This is a genomic window from Marinobacterium marinum, from assembly GCF_013868415.1.
GTDB lineage: Bacteria > Pseudomonadota > Gammaproteobacteria > Pseudomonadales > Balneatricaceae > Marinobacterium > Marinobacterium marinum.
Genome location: NZ_JACEMT010000036.1, coordinates 70,031 through 92,639, shown reverse-complemented (window position 1 = coordinate 92,639; position 22,609 = coordinate 70,031). Strand labels below are relative to the sequence as shown.

At 57.4% G+C, this 22,609-nt stretch carries 18 protein-coding genes; 16 read left to right on the top strand and 2 right to left on the bottom strand.

Features of this window, described 5'->3' with window-relative positions; translation table 11 throughout:
• Positions 1–33: 33 nt before the first annotated feature.
• The 16 genes from H1S06_RS04205 (at position 34) to H1S06_RS04130 (ending at position 19,351) form a co-directional block, all read left to right on the top strand.
• Positions 34–549: a TRAP transporter small permease gene (locus H1S06_RS04205; RefSeq protein ID WP_181737554.1), complete on the top strand. Its 516-nt coding sequence runs from the start codon at positions 34–36 to the stop codon at positions 547–549.
• Positions 550–576: 27 nt separating this feature from the next.
• The gene (locus tag H1S06_RS04200; RefSeq protein WP_181737552.1) at positions 577–1,905 is read left to right on the top strand and encodes a TRAP transporter large permease; all 1,329 of its coding nucleotides are present in this window, start codon (positions 577–579) and stop codon (positions 1,903–1,905) included.
• Positions 1,906–1,949: 44 nt separating this feature from the next.
• Positions 1,950–2,444, top strand: coding sequence for a universal stress protein (locus H1S06_RS04195; protein ID WP_181737550.1), 495 nt, complete (start codon positions 1,950–1,952; stop codon positions 2,442–2,444).
• 146 nt (positions 2,445–2,590) lie between these two features.
• The gene (locus H1S06_RS04190) at positions 2,591–4,339 is read left to right on the top strand and encodes a SulP family inorganic anion transporter (protein ID WP_181737548.1); all 1,749 of its coding nucleotides are present in this window, start codon (positions 2,591–2,593) and stop codon (positions 4,337–4,339) included.
• Between the two features lie 242 nt (positions 4,340–4,581).
• Entirely contained in the window at positions 4,582–6,300 is a 1,719-nt protein-coding gene (gspE, locus tag H1S06_RS04185; RefSeq protein ID WP_181737546.1) for a type II secretion system ATPase GspE, read from the top strand.
• A 6-nt stretch (positions 6,301–6,306) separates the two neighbouring features.
• Complete coding sequence (locus tag H1S06_RS04180; RefSeq protein WP_181737543.1) at positions 6,307–7,521, top strand: type II secretion system F family protein; 1,215 nt, start codon at positions 6,307–6,309, stop codon at positions 7,519–7,521.
• 18 nt (positions 7,522–7,539) lie between these two features.
• Positions 7,540–7,977: a type II secretion system major pseudopilin GspG gene (gene gspG / locus H1S06_RS04175; protein WP_181737541.1), complete on the top strand. Its 438-nt coding sequence runs from the start codon at positions 7,540–7,542 to the stop codon at positions 7,975–7,977.
• Positions 7,958–8,437 (top strand): GspH/FimT family pseudopilin, encoded by a 480-nt coding sequence (locus tag H1S06_RS04170; protein ID WP_181737539.1) that lies wholly within the window; start codon positions 7,958–7,960, stop codon positions 8,435–8,437. The genes gspG and H1S06_RS04170 overlap by 20 nt, the downstream gene beginning before the upstream one ends.
• Entirely contained in the window at positions 8,430–8,828 is a 399-nt protein-coding gene (locus H1S06_RS04165) for a type IV pilus modification PilV family protein (protein ID WP_181737536.1), read from the top strand. Before H1S06_RS04170 ends, H1S06_RS04165 begins: the two co-directional genes overlap by 8 nt.
• A complete protein-coding gene (locus H1S06_RS04160) occupies positions 8,825–9,508 on the top strand; it encodes a prepilin-type N-terminal cleavage/methylation domain-containing protein (protein WP_181737534.1) in 684 nt (227 codons plus the stop codon). Before H1S06_RS04165 ends, H1S06_RS04160 begins: the two co-directional genes overlap by 4 nt.
• Positions 9,489–10,430, top strand: a complete 942-nt coding sequence (locus H1S06_RS04155) for a type II secretion system minor pseudopilin (RefSeq protein ID WP_181737532.1) — start codon at positions 9,489–9,491, stop codon at positions 10,428–10,430. The genes H1S06_RS04160 and H1S06_RS04155 overlap by 20 nt, the downstream gene beginning before the upstream one ends.
• Positions 10,427–11,497, top strand: coding sequence for a PilN domain-containing protein (locus H1S06_RS04150; RefSeq protein WP_181737530.1), 1,071 nt, complete (start codon positions 10,427–10,429; stop codon positions 11,495–11,497). The genes H1S06_RS04155 and H1S06_RS04150 overlap by 4 nt, the downstream gene beginning before the upstream one ends.
• The gene (gene gspM / locus H1S06_RS04145; RefSeq protein ID WP_181737528.1) at positions 11,494–12,090 is read left to right on the top strand and encodes a type II secretion system protein GspM; all 597 of its coding nucleotides are present in this window, start codon (positions 11,494–11,496) and stop codon (positions 12,088–12,090) included. Before H1S06_RS04150 ends, gspM begins: the two co-directional genes overlap by 4 nt.
• A complete protein-coding gene (locus tag H1S06_RS04140) occupies positions 12,087–12,635 on the top strand; it encodes a hypothetical protein (RefSeq protein WP_181737526.1) in 549 nt (182 codons plus the stop codon). The genes gspM and H1S06_RS04140 overlap by 4 nt, the downstream gene beginning before the upstream one ends.
• Positions 12,628–14,820, top strand: coding sequence for a type II secretion system secretin GspD (gspD, locus tag H1S06_RS04135; protein WP_181737524.1), 2,193 nt, complete (start codon positions 12,628–12,630; stop codon positions 14,818–14,820). The genes H1S06_RS04140 and gspD overlap by 8 nt, the downstream gene beginning before the upstream one ends.
• A 529-nt stretch (positions 14,821–15,349) precedes the next feature.
• Positions 15,350–19,351, top strand: a complete 4,002-nt coding sequence (locus H1S06_RS04130) for an MSCRAMM family protein (RefSeq protein ID WP_181737522.1) — start codon at positions 15,350–15,352, stop codon at positions 19,349–19,351.
• A gap of 73 nt (positions 19,352–19,424) precedes the next feature.
• Here the strand turns inward: H1S06_RS04130 and H1S06_RS04125 are convergent, their stop codons facing one another.
• Positions 19,425–21,818 (bottom strand): Ig-like domain-containing protein, encoded by a 2,394-nt coding sequence (locus H1S06_RS04125; RefSeq protein WP_181737520.1) that lies wholly within the window; start codon positions 21,816–21,818, stop codon positions 19,425–19,427.
• A 430-nt stretch (positions 21,819–22,248) separates the two neighbouring features.
• The gene (locus tag H1S06_RS04120) at positions 22,249–22,503 is read right to left on the bottom strand and encodes a hypothetical protein (protein WP_181737518.1); all 255 of its coding nucleotides are present in this window, start codon (positions 22,501–22,503) and stop codon (positions 22,249–22,251) included.
• Positions 22,504–22,609 lie beyond the last annotated feature (106 nt).

Here is a 22,609-nt window from a genome sequence, read left to right as displayed (position 1 = left end):
CGTGAGTACGAAGCGCAAAAGCAGGAGTAATCCATGTCGTTTGGTGCCTGGTTGAAAGCGCACTATGACGAGAAGGGGCCGGTCCGTTGGCTGGCCTTTTTTCTCGAAGTGGTGTCGGCAAGCGTACTGTTCTTTCTGATGGCGTTGACCTGTGTCGACGTTTTTGGCCGTTATCTGTTTAACAGTCCCATTCATGGCGGCACCGAGATGACCGAGATCGGTCTGGCGGTGATGGTGTTTGCGGCGATGCCGGTCATAACCTGGCGGGGCGGTCATATCGTGGTTGACCTGCTGGACCGTTTTCTGGGTTCGAAGATCGTCAAGGTACTGTCGTTGCTGGCGGCGCTGGTCATGTCATCGTCCCTGTACTTTCTGGCACTGCGTATCTTCGAGTTGGGCGAACGCTCCATTCGTCGAGGTGTCGTGACCGAGTTTCTGGCGATGCCGAGCGGTTACATCGTGCAGTACATCGCGATCATGAGCTGGGCCACGGCCCTTGGCATGATCACCTATGGCGTCTATCGCATCCTGTTTCAGGATCAAGACTAACCCGAACCGGATACAGGTATCTCGATTATGTCCGTAGTTCTGATCGGCTTTGCCGTTCTCCTGTTTCTGATCATCGTGGTGCGGATGCCGATTGCATTTGCCATGGGGATCGTCGGCTTCTTCGGCTTTGCCTTTTTGCAGGGCCTGGAGCTGAGCAATATTGCCAACTTCCGTTGGACCGGGGCGCTGTCGATGGCGTCCAACCGCGTGATCGACACCGTGCAGGAATACAGCCTGTCGGTGATTCCGCTGTTTATCCTGATGGGTAACCTGGTCACTCGCTCGGGCCTGTCTCAGGAACTCTATGCGGTGTCCAACGCCTTTCTGGGCCACCGCAAGGGCGGCCTGTCGATGGCAACTGTTGTGGCCTGTGGCGGTTTTTCCGCCATCTGTGGCTCCAGCCTGGCGACCTCCGCCACCATGTCCAAGGTGGCGATGCCGCCGATGCGCAAGTACGGATATTCCGACGCGCTGGCCACGGCTTCCATTGCCGCCGGCGGCACCCTGGGTATCCTGATTCCGCCCAGCGTGATCCTGGTGATCTACGGTCTGTTGACCGAGTCCTCCATTCGTGAACTCTTCGCGGCCGGCTTCATACCGGGCCTTCTCGGTATCCTGTTGTACCTGGTGGCGGTGCGCTATGTGGTCTGGCGTGATCCCAGTGCCGGTCCGGCCGGTGAAAAGACCGAGTGGCCGGAACGCCTGCAGGCCATGAAAGGCGTCTGGGGTGTCCTGGTACTGTTCACGGTGGTCATGGGTGGTATCTATCTGGGGATTTTCACTCCGACCGAAGCGGCCGGCATCGGTGCCGGTGGTGCCTTCCTGATTACCCTGTTCCGTGGCCGCATGACCCTGCGCAACCTGTTCGAGACGCTGGCCGATACGGCGCGGACCTCGGCAATGCTGTTTGCGGTGGTGATCGGTGCCCTGATCTTTTCCGACTTCATTAACCGTGCCGGTCTACCGACGATGCTGCTGGAGCTGGTGTCCTCCATGAATGTGCCGCCGATGGGTGTGATCCTGGCGATTCTGGGCATCTATATCGTGCTGGGCATGGTGTTCGAAAGCCTGTCGATGATGCTGTTGACGGTGCCGGTGTTCTACCCGCTGGTGGCCAGTCTGGGCTATGACCTGGTGTGGTTCGGAATCGTTGTCGTGGTCGTGACCGAGATCAGTCTGATCACTCCGCCGGTGGGTATGAATGTGTTCGTACTCAGTGCAGTATTAAGGGATGTGAAAACGGGCACCATCTTTAAGGGCGTAACCCCGTTCTGGTGTGCCGATATCGTGCGCCTGATGCTGATCGTGTTTGTCGCTCAGATCGCGTTGTTCCTGCCGGAAATGCTGTACCGCTAAGCGGTGCGACTTTGTCCGTTCTGCGTGGGTAGAGGAGTAGAAGTATGTTCCATGATGTGAAAAAAATTCTGTACGTCTCTGATCTTGAAAAGGGCTCTCGCCCCGCGTTTCGTGCGGCCGTAAGCCTGTGTGGGCATTATGCCGAGTCGCAGATTACTTACCTGCATGTGATTGAGTCTCTGTCGGGCACAACCCGCAGTGTGCTTAGCAACATGATGGAGCAGGAAGAGATTGACGACATGCTGAAAAAGGGCGTTGAAGCCTTGAGCGAGCGTATTCGTGATCGTATTGAGCGCTTCTGTGCCGATGAACTGGAAGAACATGAAGTTCTCAGTCTCAAGAACATTGATGCCCGTGTGGAAGAAGGCACGCCCTGGCGCAAGATTCTTGAGATCGCCGACGAAATCAAGGCGGATGTGATCGTCATGGGAACCCGTAAGCATAGCGCCCTGGGGCAGATGTTGATGGGCTCCACCGCAACCAAGACCCTGACACACTCCAAGCGTCCGGTCCTGATTGTTCCTCTGCCGGCGGCCTGATCGCGGCATTCGCATACTGGCGGCGTCTGCCGCCGGTATGCGCCATCTCCTTCTGCGTTCGCCTTTATGGCGAGTGTCTTTTTGTTTATTACCCCTGAAACTGCCACTATAACGCCCACTTCGATGAGCTGTGTGGATTCCGTTTGATGTCAGCCCTGACCGACAAACTGTTACCCTTTCTGCGCTGGCGTGACCGGGTCACGTCGGACAACCTGAAAGCCGACTTCATCGCCGGGCTGACCGGCATGGTGCTGGTGTTGCCGCAAGCCGTGGCCTACGCCTTTATTGCCGGACTGCCGCCCGAGTACGGCCTCTATACTGCCATGGTTTCGGCGGTGGTGGCCTCTCTGTTCGGATCGTCCTGGCATCTTGTTTCGGGCCCGACGGCAGCACTGTCGATCGTGGTCATGAGTGTTGTCAGCGGGCTGGGTGATTTTTCCACTGGGCAGTATGTGGGGTTGGTGATCAGCCTGACCCTGCTGACGGGGCTGATTCAGCTGATGCTGGGGCTGTTCCGTATGGGCAGTCTGGTCAACTTCATTTCTCACACGGTGGTGATCGGTTTCACTGCCGGAGCCGCGATATTGATTGCCGTCAGTCAACTTCAACATCTGTTCGGGGTAGAGCTGCCCGACGGGTTGTCAGTGCTGGCGACCCTGGAACACTTGATGGCCGAATTCGCTGGGCTGAACCCGGTAGCCTTGCAGGCGGGGCTGGCAACATTGGTGGTGGCCGTCCTCGTGCGCAGGCTTAACCGCAAGTGGCCGCACCTGTTGATGGGCATGGGCGTCGGCAGTCTGCTCTGCTACTGGCTTGATCCGGCCGGGAATGCGGTGGCATACGTGGGGGCCTTGCCGGGTGACTTGCCGCAGCCGGAGCTGCCGGAATTTTCCTTTGCCACTCTGGAAATGCTGGCGCCGGGTGCGTTGGCGGTGGCGCTGCTGGGGTTGATTGAAGCGGTGTCGATTGCGCGTGCCATTGCCGTACGCTCGCATCAGCAGATCGATGGTAATCAGGAGTTTATCGGGCAGGGTTTGTCCAACGTGGTTGGCAGCTTTTTTGCCTGTTATGCCAGTACCGGTTCATTTACCCGTTCGGGAGCCAATTATGATGCGGGTGCCCGTACGCCGATGGCAGCCGTGTTTGCCGCCATACTGTTGGCTCTGGTCGTGGTGGCGGTACCACAGTTGACGGCTCGTCTTCCCTTGGCCGTCATGGCCGGTTCCATCCTGCTGATTGCATGGAGTCTGATTGATTTCAAGAGCATACGCCACATCCTGTCCAGCAGTCGTGCCGAAGCGGCAATTCTGCTGGTAACCCTGCTGTCGACGCTGCTGGTTGAACTGGAGTTCGCCATTTATATCGGCGTCATGCTGTCACTGGCGCTCTACCTGCGCCGTACATCCCAACCTCGCGTTACTCAGGTGGCGCCATTGCAGCAGAGCGAGCGTCGCCATATCCGTAATATTCGGCGTTATCAGCTGGAAGAGTGTCCGCAGCTGAAAATCATCCGTGTGGATGGTTCGCTGTTCTTTGGTGCCGTGGACCATGTTCAGCAGGAGATTCGCCGCTTGACAGCTCCGGGCAGCGGAGTGAAACACATCCTTTTGATTGGCAAGGGGATCAATTTCATCGATGTGGCCGGAGTGGAAATGCTGCATCAGGAGATTAATCGCCTGCATATGATGAGCGGCGATATTCTGTTCAGCTCACTGAAGGGCACGGTGGTGGATGAGTTGGAGCGAACGGGGGCGCTCAAGCTTTTGGGGGAGCAGCGTTTCCATGAAACGCCGCGCTCGGCCATTGCCGCTCTGATCGCACAGCTGGAGCCGGATCGCTGTGCCGTCTGCAAGCAGCGTATCTTCGGTGACTGTCCCCCCACCGAAGAGCTGTAATCACTCTCTTGTCAGAGGCTGCCGATGTGTTGTTAACGTATTGCAACAGGGTGGTCTCGGACCTGTGTCGTATCGAAAAATATACACTCCACTTGCCTAACAGTTGTTCGATTAGTGTCTATAGTATTGGATAGACGTAGCGTGCAAAGCGTAATGGCGGTGCGTTCAGGGGGTACTTAAAACAGGCAGGTTGGTACCATTTTCATACTCTGAGTCTGCAGCAGCAGACGAGGAGGAATGAAATGACAGATGTGGCAACTTCCCGGCAGCAGGACCCTGAAGGGGTGTTTGTAGACCGGCTGATCAGCGCAGGCCTGGTCAGCCGCAGTGATATTGAACGCGTAACGCAAATGCGCACTTCCCAGGTCGAGCCTCTGTCTTGGCCGACTCTTCTGGTTCGTTTGGGGCTTGTGTCCGAGCGTGACATGGCCACTGCGCTGGCAGAATATCTGCATGAACCTCTGGTGTCCGCTGCGATACTGAGCGAGCGTTGTGACCCTGCGCCGGGTCTGAGCGAGCGCTTCATGCGAGAGCATCAGGTACTGCCGTTGCAGATCGAAAATGGCTGCTTGCCACTGGCCATGTCTGATCCGCTCAACCCGTTCGTGATCAATGCCGTCGCCATGGCACGGGATCTGCCGGTGCAGCCCCGTTTGGCTTTGGGCTCGGAAATGATGCCGGTGCTGGATCAGCTGTTCGGCGAAGGCCAGAGCCAGATGGGCGATATCCTGGCCGATGTGTCGCCTGCGGAGGAGCAGGAAGAAAGTCTGGAAGAGCTGCTGGACATGGCCAGTGGCGCACCGGTGATTCGTCTGGTCAATCTGATTATCCAACGCGCCGTGGCGGCCCGTGCCTCCGATATCCATATCGAGCCGTTCGAAAATCAGCTGAAAGTGCGCTATCGCATCGACGGAGTGCTGCAGGATAGTGAAGCGCCGCCGGTGCAGCTTTCGCCGGCGGTGATTTCGCGCGTCAAAATCATGGCTCGGTTGAACATTGCCGAACGGCGTTTGCCCCAGGATGGGCGTATCGAAATGCGGGTTCAGGGCAAGGACCTGGATATGCGTGTATCCACCGTTCCTACCATGCACGGTGAAAGTGTCGTGCTGCGTTTGCTCAATCGCGAAAGCATCTCCTTTGATTTCGAGTCGCTGGGATTTACCGAGGACTGCCGCCGTCAGCTGGATGAACTGCTGGCGATTCCCAACGGCATGATCCTGGTGACCGGCCCGACCGGCAGCGGCAAGACAACTACCCTGTATACCGCCCTGCATCAGCTCAACACCCACGAGCGCAAACTGATTACCGTGGAAGATCCGGTGGAATATCAGTTGGAAGGTATCAATCAGATTCAGGTGCAGTCCTCCATCGGACTGTCCTTTGCCAATGCCTTGCGCTCCATCGTGCGTCAGGACCCGGACGTGATCATGGTCGGGGAAACACGAGACCTTGAAACCGCTCGTATTTGTGTGCAATCGGCGCTGACGGGCCACCTGGTGCTGTCAACGCTGCATACCAATGATGCGGTGTCCAGTATCACCCGTTTGCTGGAAATGGGGGTAGAAGACTACCTGCTGACGTCAACCCTGAATGCAGTGCTGGCCCAGCGTCTGGTGCGCAAGCTCTGTCCTCATTGCCGAGAGGCCCATGATGCCCGGCCGGAGCTGGAACGCGATATGGAATTGGCACGCTTCGCGCCAGCCGGGCGCCCGGTACAACTGTGGCGTGCAGCCGGATGTGAACATTGTCAGGGTACGGGCTATTACGGGCGTCTGGTGATTCATGAGCTGCTGCAGATGAATGACGAGATCCGCCGCTTGGCTCTGGACCATGCGGATGCGGGGCGGATGCAGGCTGCCGCACGGGCGGCGGGGATGCGCAGCATGTATGAAGATGGCTGCATGAAGGCAGTGCAGGGGCTGACTAACCTGGAAGAAGTGATTCGCGTCACGCAGGAGTAATTGATCATGGCCCAGTTCACGTATCTCGCGCTGACTCAGGAGGGTGAAGAGCTCAAGGGAGAGCTGGAAGCGCGAGACAGCGACAGTGTGGTGCGCCAATTGCAGGTCAAGGGTCTGATTCCGTTGCGCATAGAGCCCGCAGGGCAGGGGACGGACATCAGTCGTTGGCTGACGCTGGAGCGCAAGGGACAGGCCCAGCAGCGTGTGTATCAGTTTACTCAGGAGCTGGCGGAACTGATGCATGCGGGGCTGTCACTCGATCGGGCGCTGAGCATCATGTTGCAGGTCAGCCCGGAGCCGGAACAGCAGGCGCTGCTCAAACGTATTCAGAGCGGGGTACAGAAGGGCCGTTCGCTGTCGAAGGCACTGGAGGAGCAGGATGGCCGGTTTTCGTCCTTTTACGTCAGCATGGTGCATGCAGCGGAAAGTGCGGGCAGTCTGGATGAAGGGCTGAGAGACATGGCGGCCTATCTGGAGCGCAGCCAGGCGCTACGCGAGAAGGTAATGTCGGCGCTGCTCTACCCAATGATTCTGCTGCTGGTCGCCATCCTCTCCCTGATCATCATTCTGACTTATGTCATTCCCCAGTTCGAGCAGCTGTTCGCCGATATGGGGCAGGCGCTGCCGCTGGCGACACGCGTCGTGATGGCCATGGCGGATTTCGTTCAGGTGTTCGGTCCGTTCGTCCTGATCGGCATGGTGTTGGCGAGTATCGGGCTGAAACGCTATCTGCGCAATCCCGAAGTGCGTCGCAGCCGAGACCGGTTACAGCTGGAACTGCCCTGGATCGGCGAGTTGAGTCGGCAGCTGGAAACCGCTCGTTTCAGCCGCAGTCTGGGTACGTTGCTGCGTGGGGGCGTGCCCATGGTCAGCGCCCTGGCGATCGCAGGGGATACGCTGAGTAACCGGCAATTGGCCGAATGGGTGCGTCAGGCGGCCGAAGAGGTCCGCGCCGGTCGTCGTTTGGCTGATCCCCTGCAAGCCAGTGGTTGTATGCCGCTGCTGGCGATTCAGATGATTCGGGTTGGTGAGGAAACCGGACGGCTGGATGCCATGTTGTTGAAAGTTGCCGATCTGTATGACCGCGAGGTCGGCGTCAGTATCCAGCGCATGCTGACGGTGCTGGAGCCGCTGATGATAGTCGGTCTCGGGTTGATGATCGCCGGCATCATTATGTCGATTCTGGTGGCCATCATGTCGATCAACGAGCTACCGCTTTGAACTTGCGAGGTTAATGTCATGCAACGACAGAATCGATGTTCGGGTTCATGTCAGGCGGGTTTTACGCTGCTGGAGTTGCTGGTTGTACTGGTGATTCTGGGCCTGCTGGCCAGTCTGGTCGGACCTCAGGTATTACGTCATGTTGGCAGTTCGAAAACACGAACCGCTGCACTTCAGATCGAAGAGTTGGGAGCCGCACTGGATCTGTACCGGCTGGAGGTGGGCGCCTACCCCAGTACCGGTGAAGGACTGGAAGCACTGGTCAGTGCGCCCAATGGTACGCGCAACTGGAATGGCCCTTATCTGAAGAAAAGCGTCGTACGCAAGGATCCCTGGGGGAATGACTATCACTACCAGTATCCGGGCAAACACGGTGAGTACGACCTTTATTCAATGGGCGCCGACGGACGTGAGGGCGGTGAAGGGGAGAGTCAGGATGTGCGCAGCTGGGATTAATGCCCGCTGTCGGGCGTATCTGGTGGGCATGACACTGCTGGAGCTGCTGGTGGTTTTGGTGATTGCGGCGCTGATGCTGGCTCTGGTCGCCCCGAATATCGGCAAGGTACTGCCGGGCGCGGAGCTGAAGGGGTTTGCTCAACAGAGCGCGGCCCTGCTGCGTGAGCGACGCAGCGAGGCGCTGGTTCGGTTTGAAGCGCAAACTCTGGAAGTGGTGGCCGAGCAGCACTCATACCGTCTGAATGCATCAGAAGTATTGCCCTGGCCGGACGGGATTCAGGTGATGCTGACCGTCGCGGCCGCTCCGGGGGGAAGCGAGCAGGGGATGGCTGCACCGAGTCTGGTGTTTTATCCGGATGGCAGCAGCAGCGGCGGAACCTTGACCCTGAGCCGGACGGGAGAGCGCCCGTATAGGATTCAGGTTGAAGCCCTGACGGGCAGGGTGGTGATTGATGGCTGACCATCCGTCGCGCAGTGCCGGTTTCACGCTACTGGAGGTGCTGGTGGCCTTTGTCATTCTGTCCGCTCTGTTGGGGGTGGTGATGAGACTCAATGCACAAGCACTGAATATCGGCATGCGTGCGGCCGAGCGACAGCAGGCACTGATGCTGGGGCGTTCTCAGCTGGATCGAATTCTGGCGCGGCGCAACCTGGTGCCGGGCACTGAGCAGGGCGCATTTGAGCGGGGCGACTTCCACTGGTCGCTGGAGGTCGGCGCGTTCACCTGGCCCGAACGGGGGCAGGCGCAAATGGATGCAGGCGGCCAAGTCTATCGCATCACGCTGACGGTGTACCGAGGTGAGGCTATCGCCGTACAGCTGACGACCCTGAGATTGGGGGTCGCGTCATGAGTCGGTCGGCCGCGCGAGGATTTACGTTGATAGAGCTGCTGATCGCGCTGGTGTTGACCGGGCTGATCATGATGCTGTTGTTCGGTGGCTTGCGGTTAAGTACCCGCAGCTGGGACAGCAGCGAACGCTACCAGCAGCAGGTCAGTGAACAGGCATTGCTGCAGCAGCGGTTGCGCGACTGGATATCACAGGCTCTGAGCAGACGAGTACGCGGCCCGAATGGTGAGGTGCTGTCGACGTTTTGGGGGGATCGTGACGAGCTGATATTCATGGCTCCGGGACGGGACAGCGGTCCGTCCGGGGCGCTGTACTGGTACCGCCTGTACCAGCGAGAGGAACAGGGGAGGTCAATGCTGATGCTCGCGATCCGCCTCTTTGATCAGGAAGAAGCCGTGGACTGGAATCGGCTGTTTGCCGTCGATGAGGTCGGAGTGGAGGGTGCGGATATCCAGATTGATGAATATCCACTGATGTCTTTGGGCGATGGGCAGCTGGAAATGCAGTACTGGGAACAACCGGATCAGCTCCCGGTTGTCCGTTCGGACTGGATTGACCAGCCGCGCCTGCCACGCCTGGTTGAGGTGAGGGTGACGGAGTCGGAGTCACCCCCTGTCAAGGGGTATTGGCCGCCCCTGGCTATTGTGCTGGAGGAATACAACCATGCAGTGCGGCAGCGTTGATCGGTCAGGAGCAGGGCGAGAACCATGCCGGGGCGTTGTCCTGGTCACCGTGCTGTGGGTGCTGGCCTTGCTGAGCCTGATTGCGACCAACCTGTCTTTGGGGGCACGAAGTTTCAGCCGACAGACCTTGAACCTGGAGTACGGCATGCAGGCAGGGCTGGCGAATGATGCGGGCATGACCTGGGCACTTTGGAACCTGCAGCAGCCACCGGCCGGCGCCTGGCTGGCGGATGGCCAGGTGCACTGGATGTGGCTCGACGATATGCAGGTCGGGGTTCGGCTGCAGGATGAGAGCGGCAAGCTGGACCTGAATCTGGCACCGGCCGAGCTGCTGGATGCCTTGCTGGTGCCGGTGCAGGAAGACAGCCGTTTGCGGGCACAGCTGGTCGCGGCCATTGAAGACTGGCGGGATGCTGACGATCTGGTACGGCTCAATGGCGCCGAAAGCGAGCAGTATCGAGCGGCAGGGTGGTCTGAAGGCCCCGGTAACCGTCCCTTTGTGTCACTGCAGGAGCTGAACCGAGTGTTGGGCATAACGCCCGAGGTTTATCACTACATGTTGCCTCACCTGACGTTGTCTACACGGGTGCAGACGGTGAACCCCAAGCTGGCGTCCTTCGAGGTGTTGATGGCCCTGCCCAACGCCAGTCCGCATGTGGTTGGTCAGTATATCAGGCAGCGGCGAGAGGCGCGGGCAGCCGGGCAGCCGATCCCCGAGTTGCCATTTAATGCGGCGCCCTATAGTGCGGAGCGGCGCAGCGGGCTGCACTACCGCGTGGATGTGGAAGCCCGGCAGGGAGAGAGGGTACGGGTACGGCGTGCTGTCTTGCTGTTGAGGCAGGGTGCACAGATGCGGCTGACGCCGGAGCATGCCTTGCCGATTGAAATCCCGTTGGGAGATCCGACAGAGGAGGGCCGATGATGAGAACACAGGCAGGCAGGCTGTTATTGGTGGCCAGTCGCATCAAGGTGTTCTGGAGCTGGTGGCGTACAGAACTGGAAGCCCTGATACCGGCAGGCTGGCGTCGGCAGCTGCAATCACGTGTCCGCCGGCTCACTTATACCGGTGACTCGTTCCGGTTTGAACAGGGTGGTGACAAGCTGCAGATCGAAACGGACCGGCTGGCAGGGCATCCGGCATTGAAGTCATGGCAGCAGCAGGGGCGCAAGCGTACGCCCTTGCTGGTGGTGCTGGCTCGAGATCAGTTGCTGCATCGGGTTATACAGTTGCCCGCAGCCACGGAGCCGCGCCTGGCCTCAGTGCTGGGGTTCGAGCTGGATCGACATACCCCTTTCAGTGCCGATCAGGCCAGCTACAGTTACCGGATCGTACATCGTAACCGGGCTGCACAGCGTATCGACGTTGAGCTCTTCGTCCTGCCCAACATACGACGTGAACAACTGTTGAATGTTCTGCAACGGGCCGGACTACAGCCCGTCTGGTTGATCCCGGAGGGCTGCGAGGTCGATACGCACCTGCGCAACCGGCTGAATCTGCTGCCGGTTGCGCAGCGTCCACCCAGGCCGATACAGGCACGCTGGTCCCTGGCGCTGCTGGTCGTGCCGATACTGTTGTTGATGCTGCTGTTCTATCGTCAGGAGGAGCGGCTGCAGGCTCTGCAGGACAGGGTGGAGCCCTTGAGACAGCAGGCAGAACAGGCGCAGGCCGTGCGTGAAGAGGCACGTGATCTGGAGCAGGGATGGCGTTTTATGTATGAACGCCATCAGGCACAGATATCTCCTCTTGCGGTGATGAACGAGTTGACTCGGCTACTGCCCGATAATACCTGGCTGAACCGTCTGGAGTTGGAGAACGGTGAAATTCAGATGCAGGGCGAATCGGCCAATGCATCCGGCCTGATCGGACGGCTGGAAGGCTCGGCGCTGTTGGAAAGCGTCGGGTTTACCTCGCCCGTGACCGTCAACCCCCGCTCCGGTCAGGAACGCTTCGGCATTCGTGCTCAAATCGTACGGGAGGTGCAGCCATGAATACACTGTCGCCGCGTCGCAGTCGCTGGCTGGCCGTTGGGTTGCTGGCGCTGGTGCTACTGCTGCTGGTACGCATACTGTTGTTGCCGTTGTGGCAACACTGGTTCGGTACGGCCGATGCCATTGAAAGACTGGAAACGCGTATTGAGGTGTACCAGCGTTTGATCGATGCGCTGCCACAGGAACAGGAGCACCTGCAGGCCTTGCAGGCAGCGACACCGGTCACAGAATGGCTGCTGGATGAAACGACTCCGGCACTGGCCGCTGCTCGGTTGCAGCAACTGCTGCACAGCCGGGCCGGGCAGAGCGGGGTACAGGTGGTCAGTACTCAAATTCTTAATACCGATGCATCGGAAACGGTGCAGCCGGTGGCCGTTCAGGCGCATCTCCGTGCCGAACTGACTGCGCTGGTGGGATTGCTGTACCAACTGGAGTCAGGCCAGCCGCTGCTGTTTATCGATAGTATCACTTTGCTGTCCAACCCCCGTGCGCAGAGCCGGACTCGACTGGCGCGCAGTACCGATACCAGGCCCCATCAGCTGGATGTGCGGCTGAATGTAACCGGATATGCCGCAGAGGGGGGGACGCCATGAATGCTATACGCATGCGGTATCGGCTGGTATGTCTGCTGTTGCTGATGATGCTGCCGGGCCTGACGAGGTCAGATACCCAGGCCGCTCCGGGAGTACCCGACCTGCAGTTGCCGCCGGCACCGTCGCTGGGGCAGTTCGATGAAATTCTGGAACGACCACTGTTTTCGCCCAGCCGCAGTCCCGACGTTGATACCGGTCCCGCACCGGATCAGGCAACGGCCGAGGAGTTGAAAGCACAGTGGCAACTGACGGGCATCCTGCTGGTCGGTAGCGAATTCAGGGCACTGTTACAGCAACGTAACGGAGGGCTGCAACGTGTCCTTGGTACCGGCATGCCGCTGGATGACAGCTGGGTATTAATCGCGATTGAACAGAATGCCGTGCGGCTACAGGCGGGTGATGTTGAAGTGCAGCTGGTATTGCGAGAACCGAGAGATACCGGGCCCGTACAGCGGCGTTCGGATCGTATAAAAAACGGGAGTGGCAGCCGAGCATCCGGGATGGCACCGGACCAGCCACCGCCCAAGGAGGTGTCCAATGAATAATCACTGTGTTCCAAGCCGGGACCACCACCGGGCCGGTTGGTCAGGAGCACGTTTGCTGGTGCTCGGCTGTATAGTACTGGCGTTGAGTGCCTGTGCTTTGGACAGTGCACAGAATACCAATGCCCTTGACAGCCCCTGGCGTGAGGCCGATGTGTTTGGATATGGCGTGTCCAGAGGGCCATCCGAAGGTGTGCCGCTTCCGGACGGTGCGGCTACCGTACCGGATCGGTTCTCGGCGGAACAGCCCGGTATCGCCGGAGAGTCGGTGCCGAATGCCGAATATTACACCGGGACCGGCACCTTTGTGGATTTGAGTGAACGCCCCCAGGTCGAGCCCATCAATGGTGATATTACCTTCAATTTTCAGGATGCCGAGATCAGCGAAATAGTGCGTACCGTGCTGGGCGATATTCTCCAGGTGAACTATATCCTGGATGACCGTGTGCGGGGCGTAGCCAACATGCAGACGGTACGCCCGATCAATCGTGATGCCCTGATCCCGACGCTGGAGAAGCTGTTGCAGGTCAATGGTGCCGCTCTGATCGATCAGGGGGATTTTTATGAAGTACTGCCGATCGATAGCATCAACGGGGGAACGGTCAGTCTCAAGGCAAACTTGAGCGCAGACCGTGGTTACCAAATGCTGGTGATTCCGCTGCGTTACATCGGAGCTCAGGAAATGGTCAAGATCCTGGAGCCCATGAAGCCCGCTCAGGGGCTGTTGGAGGCGGATGTTCGCCGCAATATGGTGACTTTGGCCGGAACGCAGGCGGAACTTATCAACCTGAAGGAAACCATCAAGGCGTTTGATGTCGACCAGTTGCAGGGCATGTCGGTAGGGCTGTTTCGCCTGCAGGCGGTCGACCCCGAGCTGCTGATGAGTGAGCTGGAAGTGATCTTTGGCGATTCTGCGGAAGGCCCGTTGGCGGGAGTCGTCAGTTTTCTGCCCATCGAACGCTTGAATGCCCTGCTGGTGATTACACCGCAGAAAAAATACCTGCGCGATGCCGGAGCCTGGATTCGACGTCTGGACCGGACAGAAGGAGCCCAGGGGTTGGGGATGTATGTCTACTATGTTCAGAATGGTCGAGCCGAGAATCTGGCCGATATGCTGGGCGAGTTGTTTACGGGCCAGCGTCGTGCTCGGGCCGAGCGTACAGGCACCTCACCGCAGCCGGTTGTATCATCGGTGCAGACGGAGGGTGACGGTGAGGATGGGGCAGCTGCCGCGCGCACTGATATGCGCGGTGCCAGTCCGGCCAGTCTGGATGTCGGCGATGTCGAAATCATTGCCGATATCGAGAATAATGCGCTGCTGATTATGGCTTCACCGACCGACTACGACAAGGTATACCGGGCCATTCAGAAGCTGGATGTACTGCCCTTGCAGGTGCTGGTTGAAGCAACCATTGTCGAGGTCTCGCTGGAAGATGAGCTGCGCTATGGTCTTAATTGGTTCTTCAAGAGTCATCTGGGTAACAGCAGCAGCGGAACCGGCACGCTGGGAAGCTTCTCGCAGGCGGCGGCAGACGCGCTGAAGACCGCGACCTTCGAAGTATTCAAGGCGGGCCAGACGCGGGCGCTGTTGAACATGCTGGCCTCCGATTCCCGGCTCAATGTGGTGTCTTCGCCTTCCTTGATGGTACTGGACAATCATACGGCGGAAATTCGCGTGGGTGATCAGGTACCGATACGTACATCGTCGACCACCAATACCGCCAGCGACAACCTGAACACCACCAGTACCATTCAGTATCGAGATACCGGTGTCCTGCTGGAAGTGACGCCAAGGGTCAATGCGGGTGGCATGGTGGTGCTGGATATTACTCAGGAGGTGAACGATGTGGCTGAAGAAACCACCAGCTCTACCATTGATTCCCCCACCATTGTGCAACGTCGGATCAATACCAGTGTGGCAGTGCAAAGCGGTGAAACTCTTGTGTTGGGCGGACTGATCAAGGAAAACCGCAGCAACGGCAGCGAAGGCGTACCCTACCTCCGACATATGCCGGTTGTGGGCTGGGCCTTTGGCAGCCGTGGCAAAAGCATTAATCGTACCGAGCTGGTGGTAATGATCACACCCACGGCGGTGACCGACACAGCCGATGCTCGCGCCGTGACCCGCGAATACCAAAACAAGCTGAGAGGGCTGGAACTGCCGCCTCGAGCGCCGGATCGCCCCTGAGATAAACGCCCGTTGTCAGGTCAGGCCCGGCAATTGCCGGGCCTGTTTTATTGTTGGTACCCCTGTCAGTTTTGCCTTACAACCCTGTCATTTTGTACTAATGCCTTTAATTTCAATGTCTTGCCTCCTGGCTGTGGCTATTTGGCTCGGTCGCTTGTTAACCCCGTCGCTCGTAACTATCTGAATGAAACCATAAAACCTTTATTAAACAGCTAGTTATAAGGTTGGCACATTCCTTGAATTAAACAGGTCACCATGCGGCTTTGGCGATTGAATGACGCCGGATTCATCCCGTTGGGGAAAGTGGTACGAGTCCGGTGGTAGAGGGGTGAGGCGCAGCCTCGATTCTCAACTATTCATCAAGCCATTGTGATGCTTACTGCTGCAGTGCTTACACAGGCTGTGGGGTATCGGAGCTGAAGGAAAACCGAGCAGTGAGCCAAAGCCGCAATCAGCTACCGGTCGCAAGGGGAGATGGAACAGGTCGGCAGGCGTGAACCTGAAACACGCAGGCCGGAGGAGGTGGGACATGTTGTCCCGAAATGCTTATGCCATTAACTGGCGCAAGCTGCTTTGGCTACCCTTGGCATTGATCACACTGATGATGTCCTGGGGCGCTCAGGCTGTTACGCCAGTTCAAATTGGCTTTACCTTGGAAGGTTGTCGTCTGGAAACGGGGGCAACCTATGATCAAGCCAACCTAATCTGTATTGCACCCAGTGCACAGAAAAGCGGATATACAACGGGTAACCTGGGTAAGCAGTGGGCCGAGCTGGACTATGTGCCCCACCGCGTAACCTTGGCGAACGGGAACGGTGACCAGGTATTCAACTTCGTCGTGGCAGGGGACTATCAGCCCAATAACGGTACTCAAACCGGGTGGGATGATATTACTCCGCTGAAACTGAATACCGACTTGTCCGACGGCAGCTGTAAAGAGGTTGATTCCGGTGCCGGCTGGGCCTTGACCGACGGGGTCGGGGGGGCCGATGTCAGCATTTATCGTCTGATTGAGGCGGACATGCAGGCGGGAGAAACCTGTGTTTACGACTATGCCCAGCGCTTGTCATTGGGGGCCAGCGAGTTCAGTGGCTCATCCCTGCAATCCAACCTGTGGAACGAGTTTTTCGATAACTCCAACATCGGTGAAAAACGTATCCAGTTGCCGGTGGCTGATATCCTGCCTCAGGAAATGAGCAAGGATATGATGGCCTGGCAGGACACCATTTATAGCTGGAACCTGATGAAGGAACCCGGCTCAATACACCTGCCGTTTGGCGATACCTGCGAACGGGATGACCCTCTGACCGAATCAACGGTGATGACGATCACCTGGACCAAGGATTCGGGCACGCCGGGGATGGTGGATATCTACACTACGATCTATTTGACCAACCCGGCCAAACTGCCGGTCAAGGTCACCGTGACCGATACCGTCTATGGCACCTATGGAGGCAGTGAAGGCATTCTGGATGAACAGATGGTGGTTGAAACGGTACCCGCAGCGAATGATGAAGGCAGCGGTACGGCGGTTATTGAGCTGCCCAAGCTGACGGTAGCGGCAGGTGTCACCAATCTGCATGATATCGCCGTGGCCACCTATGAGGTTGTGGTCGGTGAGGACGTGATTGAAGTACCTGGCAACAAGGAAGCGACTGCTACAGCCGATATTCAGCCCAGCGGTAATGTCACCAACAATACGGCGGTGATTACAGACCTGATTGGCCCGATGGCTGATGACGGGGCCGGTTATCAGTATACCGTTGCGTTTGAAGGTGCTCCGATTGGCAGCTTCCTGAACGGCTATGCCGGTGAAATGACGACTGGAGAGGTTGCCTGGAATTCGGGTGAGCAAAGCACCAGTGGCAGTGTTCAGTTACGCCAGACCATCTATCTGGATGAGCCGGTCGACAGTTACGGTGAGTTGCCTGATGTGGCAACACTGATGGCTTCGGATGCCGGCGAGCCGCTGGTGGCCGATGCCAAAGTGACGTTCTCGGATGACCCGACCGTCAGTCTGACCATCCACAAAACCATCGACTTGATGCTGGACGAAGGTGAAAGTGCCACGTTCACCTTTGATGTCTATCGCCTGACAGATGGACCGGATGTGCTGGTGGAAGAGGGTGTCCAGATCAGCTTTGGTCCGGGACAGCAGGAGAACCATGCTGTTGTCGCGGGGCTTGATCCGGATTCCACCTACCGAGTGGTCGAAGTGTCCGGTTCCGATGGCTTCAGTATGGATCAGGACCAGTATGCCGAGATCTATCTGCCCAGCTGTGAGGGTGCTGTCACCTTCGACAACCAGGCTGAACCGGCTTCTGCCATGGCCATCAAGGTCACCGTGCCGGATACCGAAAGCCCGGCAGGCTTCAGCTTCCTGCTGACAGGCCCAGGCCTGGGTGCCGGTGTTGAAGCGGTGTCTGATGGTGACGGTAATGCACAGTTCCTGGTGGACGGCGAGCCCGTCGCCCTGTTTGAGGGTGAATACACCATTGAGGAAATCAACATACCGGAAGGCTGGGTATTGACCGGCGTATCGGGTGATGGTGCGGATGAAGAAGCAGGCAGCTGCCTGTTCACCGTTGATTTGCCGGATAGTGCCGGTTACACCTACATGTGCCAATTCGAAAACACTCGACTGGCCAAAATCATTATTGTGAAGGAAATACAGGGCAGCTCCTTCCTGGATCTGAGTGGCGCCTTCCTGTTCTCCGGTGGCGATAATGTCGATGGCTATGATTTCAATGCAGCACTTGCCGGTGGCAGCTGGGAATTCTCGGATGCCAATCCGGGGGATCAGCAAAGTGAAACCTTCGATGGACTGATGCCGGGGACCTATACGGTCGAAGAAAGCGGTATGCCGGACCTGTTCGGTTTGACTCATGTTTCCTGTCTTGATGAGGACCAGGGGGTTCTCGAGTTTGAAAACATGGCGACCATCAACCTGAATGCCGGTGAAGAGGTGACCTGTACGTACGTGAACACCAAACGTGCCGCTCCTGGTCGTTTGATCGTACATAAACGGACCTATGGCGGTCTGGGCACCTTCGATTATACCGGTGATCGCGTGTTCTCGCTGATGACCATGACTGAAGGCGAATATGTCGCCAGCCAGACGTTTGTGGGTCTTGAGGCAGGTGTCTACAACATTGCCGAAACCATCCCGGCGGACTGGGATCTGACCGAGCTGTCATGTGAGGACCCGCATGAAGTGGACGGCAACACGACTCAGGTTGATCTGGGCAGTGGTGCCATATCCGTCAGCATCGATGATGGCGAGCTGGTGCAGTGCTACTACACCAACGTGAGCAAGGCCTGGATCAAGCTGGTCAAACACACCGTACCGGCAGGCGCCGAAGGTGACTTCACGTTTGAAGGCGATCTGTCAGGCAGTATCGGACATGGCGGCTCTTTGCCCGGCATGCCTGAATATCTGGCGGTGCAGGCGTTCACTCAGGAAGATGGTGTAATCGTCATGGAAGCCCAGTACACCAGTGAAGAAACGGTGCCTGAGGGTTGGGACCTGACCAATATCACCTGTGAGGAAAGCAAGGTGATGGATAGTGAAGGTGTTGATCATATGGCCGTCTTCAACGTGCAACCGGGCGAATACGTCACCTGTACGTTCGAAAACACCAAGCGTGGCATGGCGGAAGTGCTGAAAACCGTATCCGGCATGGCGCCGAATGGCATGTATCCGGCCTTTGACTTCCAGATCCTGCACGGCGGCAGTGCTGTCGCTCAGGGCACTACAGACCCGATCACCGGCTTTGCAGCCTTCAGCTGCCTTGACGGTGCCGATCCGAGTGTATGTCTGAATGTCGATGGCATGGCCAAACTGGTACCGGATGAGTACGAGTTCTGCGAGCTTGATGTTCAGCCAGGCTGGATGTTGACCGGCAGTAGTCAGGATGGGCCTCTGGTCTGGTATCCGTGGCACCAGGGCGAGGACTACATGGGTGAATGTGCCGCCTTTACGCTGAGTGCCGGTGAAACCGAGCAGTTTGATGTGGACAATACACCGCCTCCAGGTGGCAAGGCCCACACCATCGGCTTCTGGAAAAACTGGACCAGTTGTGACGGCAAGGGCAACCAGTATGATCGCTGGATGACCGATCCGGAGTTCTACAACATTCTGGATGAATTCCTGCCGATCTTCCTGCATCCGGAAATGGAAGTCACTCAGTGTGCCGTGGGTGTCGACATCCTCGACAAACGTGACTACCAGGACCCGTTTGCAGTTGGCGATGGTCGTAAGAAAGCCAATGATGCGGCGTATGCTCTGGCTTCCCAGCTGATGGCGGTACAGCTGAACCTGGCTGCTGCAGCCGGTACCTGTCCGGAGCTGATGGACGCCAAAATGGCTGCCGAGCAGCTGTTGGCTGATATCAACTTCACCGGCACCGGTGACTATCTGAATAAACCGAAAGGACCGAACAAGGCTTTGGCTCAGACTGCCAAAGAATTGGCCGGTATATTGGATAGCTATAACAACAACATGCTGTGCCCATACACCAACGGTGACTAGGCACTAGCCCTTGAAGAGGGACAGGCCGCAGCGGAGCAATCCGCTGCGGCCTGTCAGTTTATGAAGGGCAGGGTTACTTGTTGTTCCCCTTACCCTTATTGCCGGAAGTGGTAGTGCTTGAACTGTTGGCAAGCCGCTGCACATAGACTTGTGCGCTGGCAGTCTTTTCGCCATCCGAAATGGTATAGCTGAAACTGTCATCCTTCTTGAAGGGTTTGCCCGGGGTATAAGTCAATGTGCCATTGGCGTTGAGACGTACAGTACCCTTGCTGCCCTGAGTGAAGCTGACGATCTTCAAGGCACTGCCTTCAGGGTCATAATCATTGGCCAGGGTGTCGATCACCACGGGGGTATCGGCAGCCGTGGCGGCGCTGTCGTTGTTGGCCACGGGTGACTGGTTGGGCTCCACCGGTTCTACAGGATCAACCGGCTCGACGGGGTCAGTCGGATCAGTGGTCTCGATAACCGGGTTATCGACAACATAGGTTACCTGGTGACGGGTGCCATATCCATTGGCATCGGCATTGATATCGATTGTATAGAAACCGTCAATGGCGCTGCTGCTTGAGGTGACGTTCAGCGTGGTCTCTGCACTCTCACCAGGCTGCAGTGTCAGCGCGGTCTGCGCAAGGCTGCTGCTCCAGCCGGATGGGACCTGTTTGCCAAGAGCGAAGCTGTTGGCGGCACACTCAGGGCTGTCCTGATTGGTCAGGGTGAGGGTGTAGGTCACGCGGGTACCTGCGGGCACCCAGGCACTTTCACCGGGCGTTACGCTGAGTTTGGGGTTGGCGGGAACACACTGAGGGATAGTCACTTCGCCGTCCAGCTGGACATTGACGCTGGCGATATTGCCGTCGACCCATTCGGTGGCCAGGGCGAGACTGGCTTCTGGGTCATTAAACACCAGGCCTGTTTCCAGCGCCGGGTCCTGACGATCGGCATAGCTGGATGTTGCACTGTTGGGCGTCATATCGAGCAGGAAGCTGGTATCGCCACGGTCTTCTACACCGGTGCGCAGAACCACGCCATTCTGCAGATTGGTGTTGTTTTGGAAAATGCTGTCGAATCCCTGTGCCTGACGATATTCCAGGTAGTACCAGCTTGGTTTGCCGGAAGCGCTGTCGATACCCTTGGGTATTTTCAGAGCCTTGATACCGGTTCCCTGAGCATCGGCATAGGGCTCAAGGTCGTACAGTCCGCTGCTGGTCACCGTGTGCAGCTGACTGCTGTCGAGCCAGCCCAGGCGTTCTTTCTGGTAGGCGCTGAAGTGCCCCTGGCTTTGTCCCATGATATCAACACTGTCGCCGTACTCGCTTGCAGTGCAGTCGGTACCGATCGAAGCGTCGCCGCAGTCCAGTGAGTGAGCATGGTACAGGCCCAGGTTATGGCCCAGTTCATGGGCCAGGGTATACAAGTCCATGGAGCCGTTGATCAGCGTGGAGGACGGACTGCCGCCAACAGAGCCTACACCGGAAAACGGGCAGGACGATACATAGGGCATAGCGAAGATGCGGCGGTTATAGGCATTCAGGTCATAACCGGCGTCGGTTGCGGCGGCCTTGGCTGCATCCAGAATGGCGGTGGTATCACAGGAAGCCTGACTGACGGGAAGAGTCAGCCAGGGGGTTACCTGGCCTTCAAGCCAGGTCTGGCCAAACGAGTTTTCGCGCATGAACTGATCGACGGTGCCAAACACCATGCTGTCGGCCTGAGCGACCGTCCAGGGCTGGTCGGTATTGTCGGCAAAATTGATATTCACGATCAGAGTGGACTGCTTGCCGAAGGTGTCAGAGTTGGCGGCCAGCGTGCCACTGCTGGTGCTTTCACTGCCGGCTGCAAGCATCAATGTGGTTTCTGATGCGGCAATGCTGCCATCGTTCAGCGTGTCGTCCTGAGGGTCCGGTGCCAGCAGCACACCACGGATGATGGCTTCATCACCCTGTTTCAACGCGGGGGTACGTTTTCCGGGGTGGATCCTGAAACGTTCACCAAAAGGTGTTTTCACAAAATGGCGCAGGCGATGAGAGCCGTCGGGGCGGTCTTCGTAGAAGACTTCCAGGGTGCCCTGCAGCTCGACCTCCTGTTCCAGCAGAGACAGTACATCAGCCGGCAGGCCTGCCTGTTTACGGGCAGGAATCGCAGCGCTGTTAATGATGGCCGGGTGTTGCTCAACCAGGGCTTGCAGGGTGGCGCGACGTTCTTCGGCCTTGGTGATCAGTTGCTCGTGCAGCCGTGCTTTTGCGTTGCCGTGGGCCTGTGACCAGCGTTTTTGCAGGGCAATCAGTGCTTGGGTATGGCCAAAGGCTTGCTGCCGTGCCTCGTCAGTTGTCGAGGTGGCGGCATGGGCTGCTGGTGCAGCGTGTAAAGAAGGCGATGCAGTGGCAATGCTGGGCGTCAGAGTGCCCAGCGCTGCGGTGAGACTGGCGGTTATCAATGAACGAGCAACAAGAGGCCGGTTAAGGCGCATAGATGTCTCCTGAATATCATGAAATAAAATAATCGGCCATGGGGGGGTGGCGGATGCCGAGTCGCCCGGTTTATGTCAGGGGGCGTTTTCGGATTAAGACGTTTGTCGTATGTAAAAGGTGTTTAACAATGAATGTTGGGAGCGGATCATAACAAGCATAAAAACGGGAGTTAAGGCGGGTAATTTGATTCAGCCAGCGTACATAAATGAAAACTGATTCATTATTGTTACAGTCCTGGGGATAATAATAGATTTATGTTTAGTCTATGAAACAGTTTTATTTATATTGGACTGGAGTGTGTGCCAGTTTTAAAGACACAGGCTAAAATCAATGTTTCGTTTTATTAACAGATCGTGGGTAAATCGGGAGGAAAAATATTTTAGATCATTTTGCTATATATGTGTGGGATTTTATTCATTTCAGCTGCTTTCAGGCGGAAGGGGTGGTGTCGGGATGCTGTGTCATACGATCGGTTTCGTCCCACAGGGTAATGAACCCGGGAGGAGTATCGGGTTCAGTTGTAAAAGCCGGTTTGTATCGAGACCAGGGCGGTGAAACCCTGGCCGCCTCATGAGCCGCCGTTGTGGCGTTGGGTGTGGTCTGGGGTTCGTTTGGCACCCTGGAGGCTTCAGGTCCACGCCTGATGAATCGGTGATGAGCAAAAGCCTTGCGTAAATGCTTCATGGCAGCCACCTCGCCTTGGTCTAAAGCATCCAGCAGATATTGGACCATAAAACGAAGTTTTCAATAATATCAATTTGTTATGTCGTCTTTGGTGGTATTTTTACGA

What these genes read in the sequence shown, in the direction of transcription:
- H1S06_RS04120 (WP_181737518.1), bottom strand. Translation starts at nt 22,503, where the DNA reads ATGAAGCATTTACGCAAGGCTTTTGCTCATCACCGATTCATCAGGCGT.
- H1S06_RS04150 (WP_181737530.1), top strand. Translation starts at nt 10,427, where the DNA reads ATGATGAGAACACAGGCAGGCAGGCTGTTATTGGTGGCCAGTCGCATC.
- H1S06_RS04180 (WP_181737543.1), top strand. Translation starts at nt 6,307, where the DNA reads ATGGCCCAGTTCACGTATCTCGCGCTGACTCAGGAGGGTGAAGAGCTC.
- H1S06_RS04200 (WP_181737552.1), top strand. Translation starts at nt 577, where the DNA reads ATGTCCGTAGTTCTGATCGGCTTTGCCGTTCTCCTGTTTCTGATCATC.
- gspM (WP_181737528.1), top strand. Translation starts at nt 11,494, where the DNA reads ATGAATACACTGTCGCCGCGTCGCAGTCGCTGGCTGGCCGTTGGGTTG.
- H1S06_RS04195 (WP_181737550.1), top strand. Translation starts at nt 1,950, where the DNA reads ATGTTCCATGATGTGAAAAAAATTCTGTACGTCTCTGATCTTGAAAAG.
- H1S06_RS04155 (WP_181737532.1), top strand. Translation starts at nt 9,489, where the DNA reads ATGCAGTGCGGCAGCGTTGATCGGTCAGGAGCAGGGCGAGAACCATGC.
- gspE (WP_181737546.1), top strand. Translation starts at nt 4,582, where the DNA reads ATGACAGATGTGGCAACTTCCCGGCAGCAGGACCCTGAAGGGGTGTTT.
- H1S06_RS04125 (WP_181737520.1), bottom strand. Translation starts at nt 21,818, where the DNA reads ATGCGCCTTAACCGGCCTCTTGTTGCTCGTTCATTGATAACCGCCAGT.
- H1S06_RS04140 (WP_181737526.1), top strand. Translation starts at nt 12,087, where the DNA reads ATGAATGCTATACGCATGCGGTATCGGCTGGTATGTCTGCTGTTGCTG.
- H1S06_RS04205 (WP_181737554.1), top strand. Translation starts at nt 34, where the DNA reads ATGTCGTTTGGTGCCTGGTTGAAAGCGCACTATGACGAGAAGGGGCCG.
- H1S06_RS04190 (WP_181737548.1), top strand. Translation starts at nt 2,591, where the DNA reads ATGTCAGCCCTGACCGACAAACTGTTACCCTTTCTGCGCTGGCGTGAC.
- gspG (WP_181737541.1), top strand. Translation starts at nt 7,540, where the DNA reads ATGCAACGACAGAATCGATGTTCGGGTTCATGTCAGGCGGGTTTTACG.
- gspD (WP_181737524.1), top strand. Translation starts at nt 12,628, where the DNA reads ATGAATAATCACTGTGTTCCAAGCCGGGACCACCACCGGGCCGGTTGG.
- H1S06_RS04130 (WP_181737522.1), top strand. Translation starts at nt 15,350, where the DNA reads ATGTTGTCCCGAAATGCTTATGCCATTAACTGGCGCAAGCTGCTTTGG.
- H1S06_RS04160 (WP_181737534.1), top strand. Translation starts at nt 8,825, where the DNA reads ATGAGTCGGTCGGCCGCGCGAGGATTTACGTTGATAGAGCTGCTGATC.
- H1S06_RS04165 (WP_181737536.1), top strand. Translation starts at nt 8,430, where the DNA reads ATGGCTGACCATCCGTCGCGCAGTGCCGGTTTCACGCTACTGGAGGTG.
- H1S06_RS04170 (WP_181737539.1), top strand. Translation starts at nt 7,958, where the DNA reads ATGTGCGCAGCTGGGATTAATGCCCGCTGTCGGGCGTATCTGGTGGGC.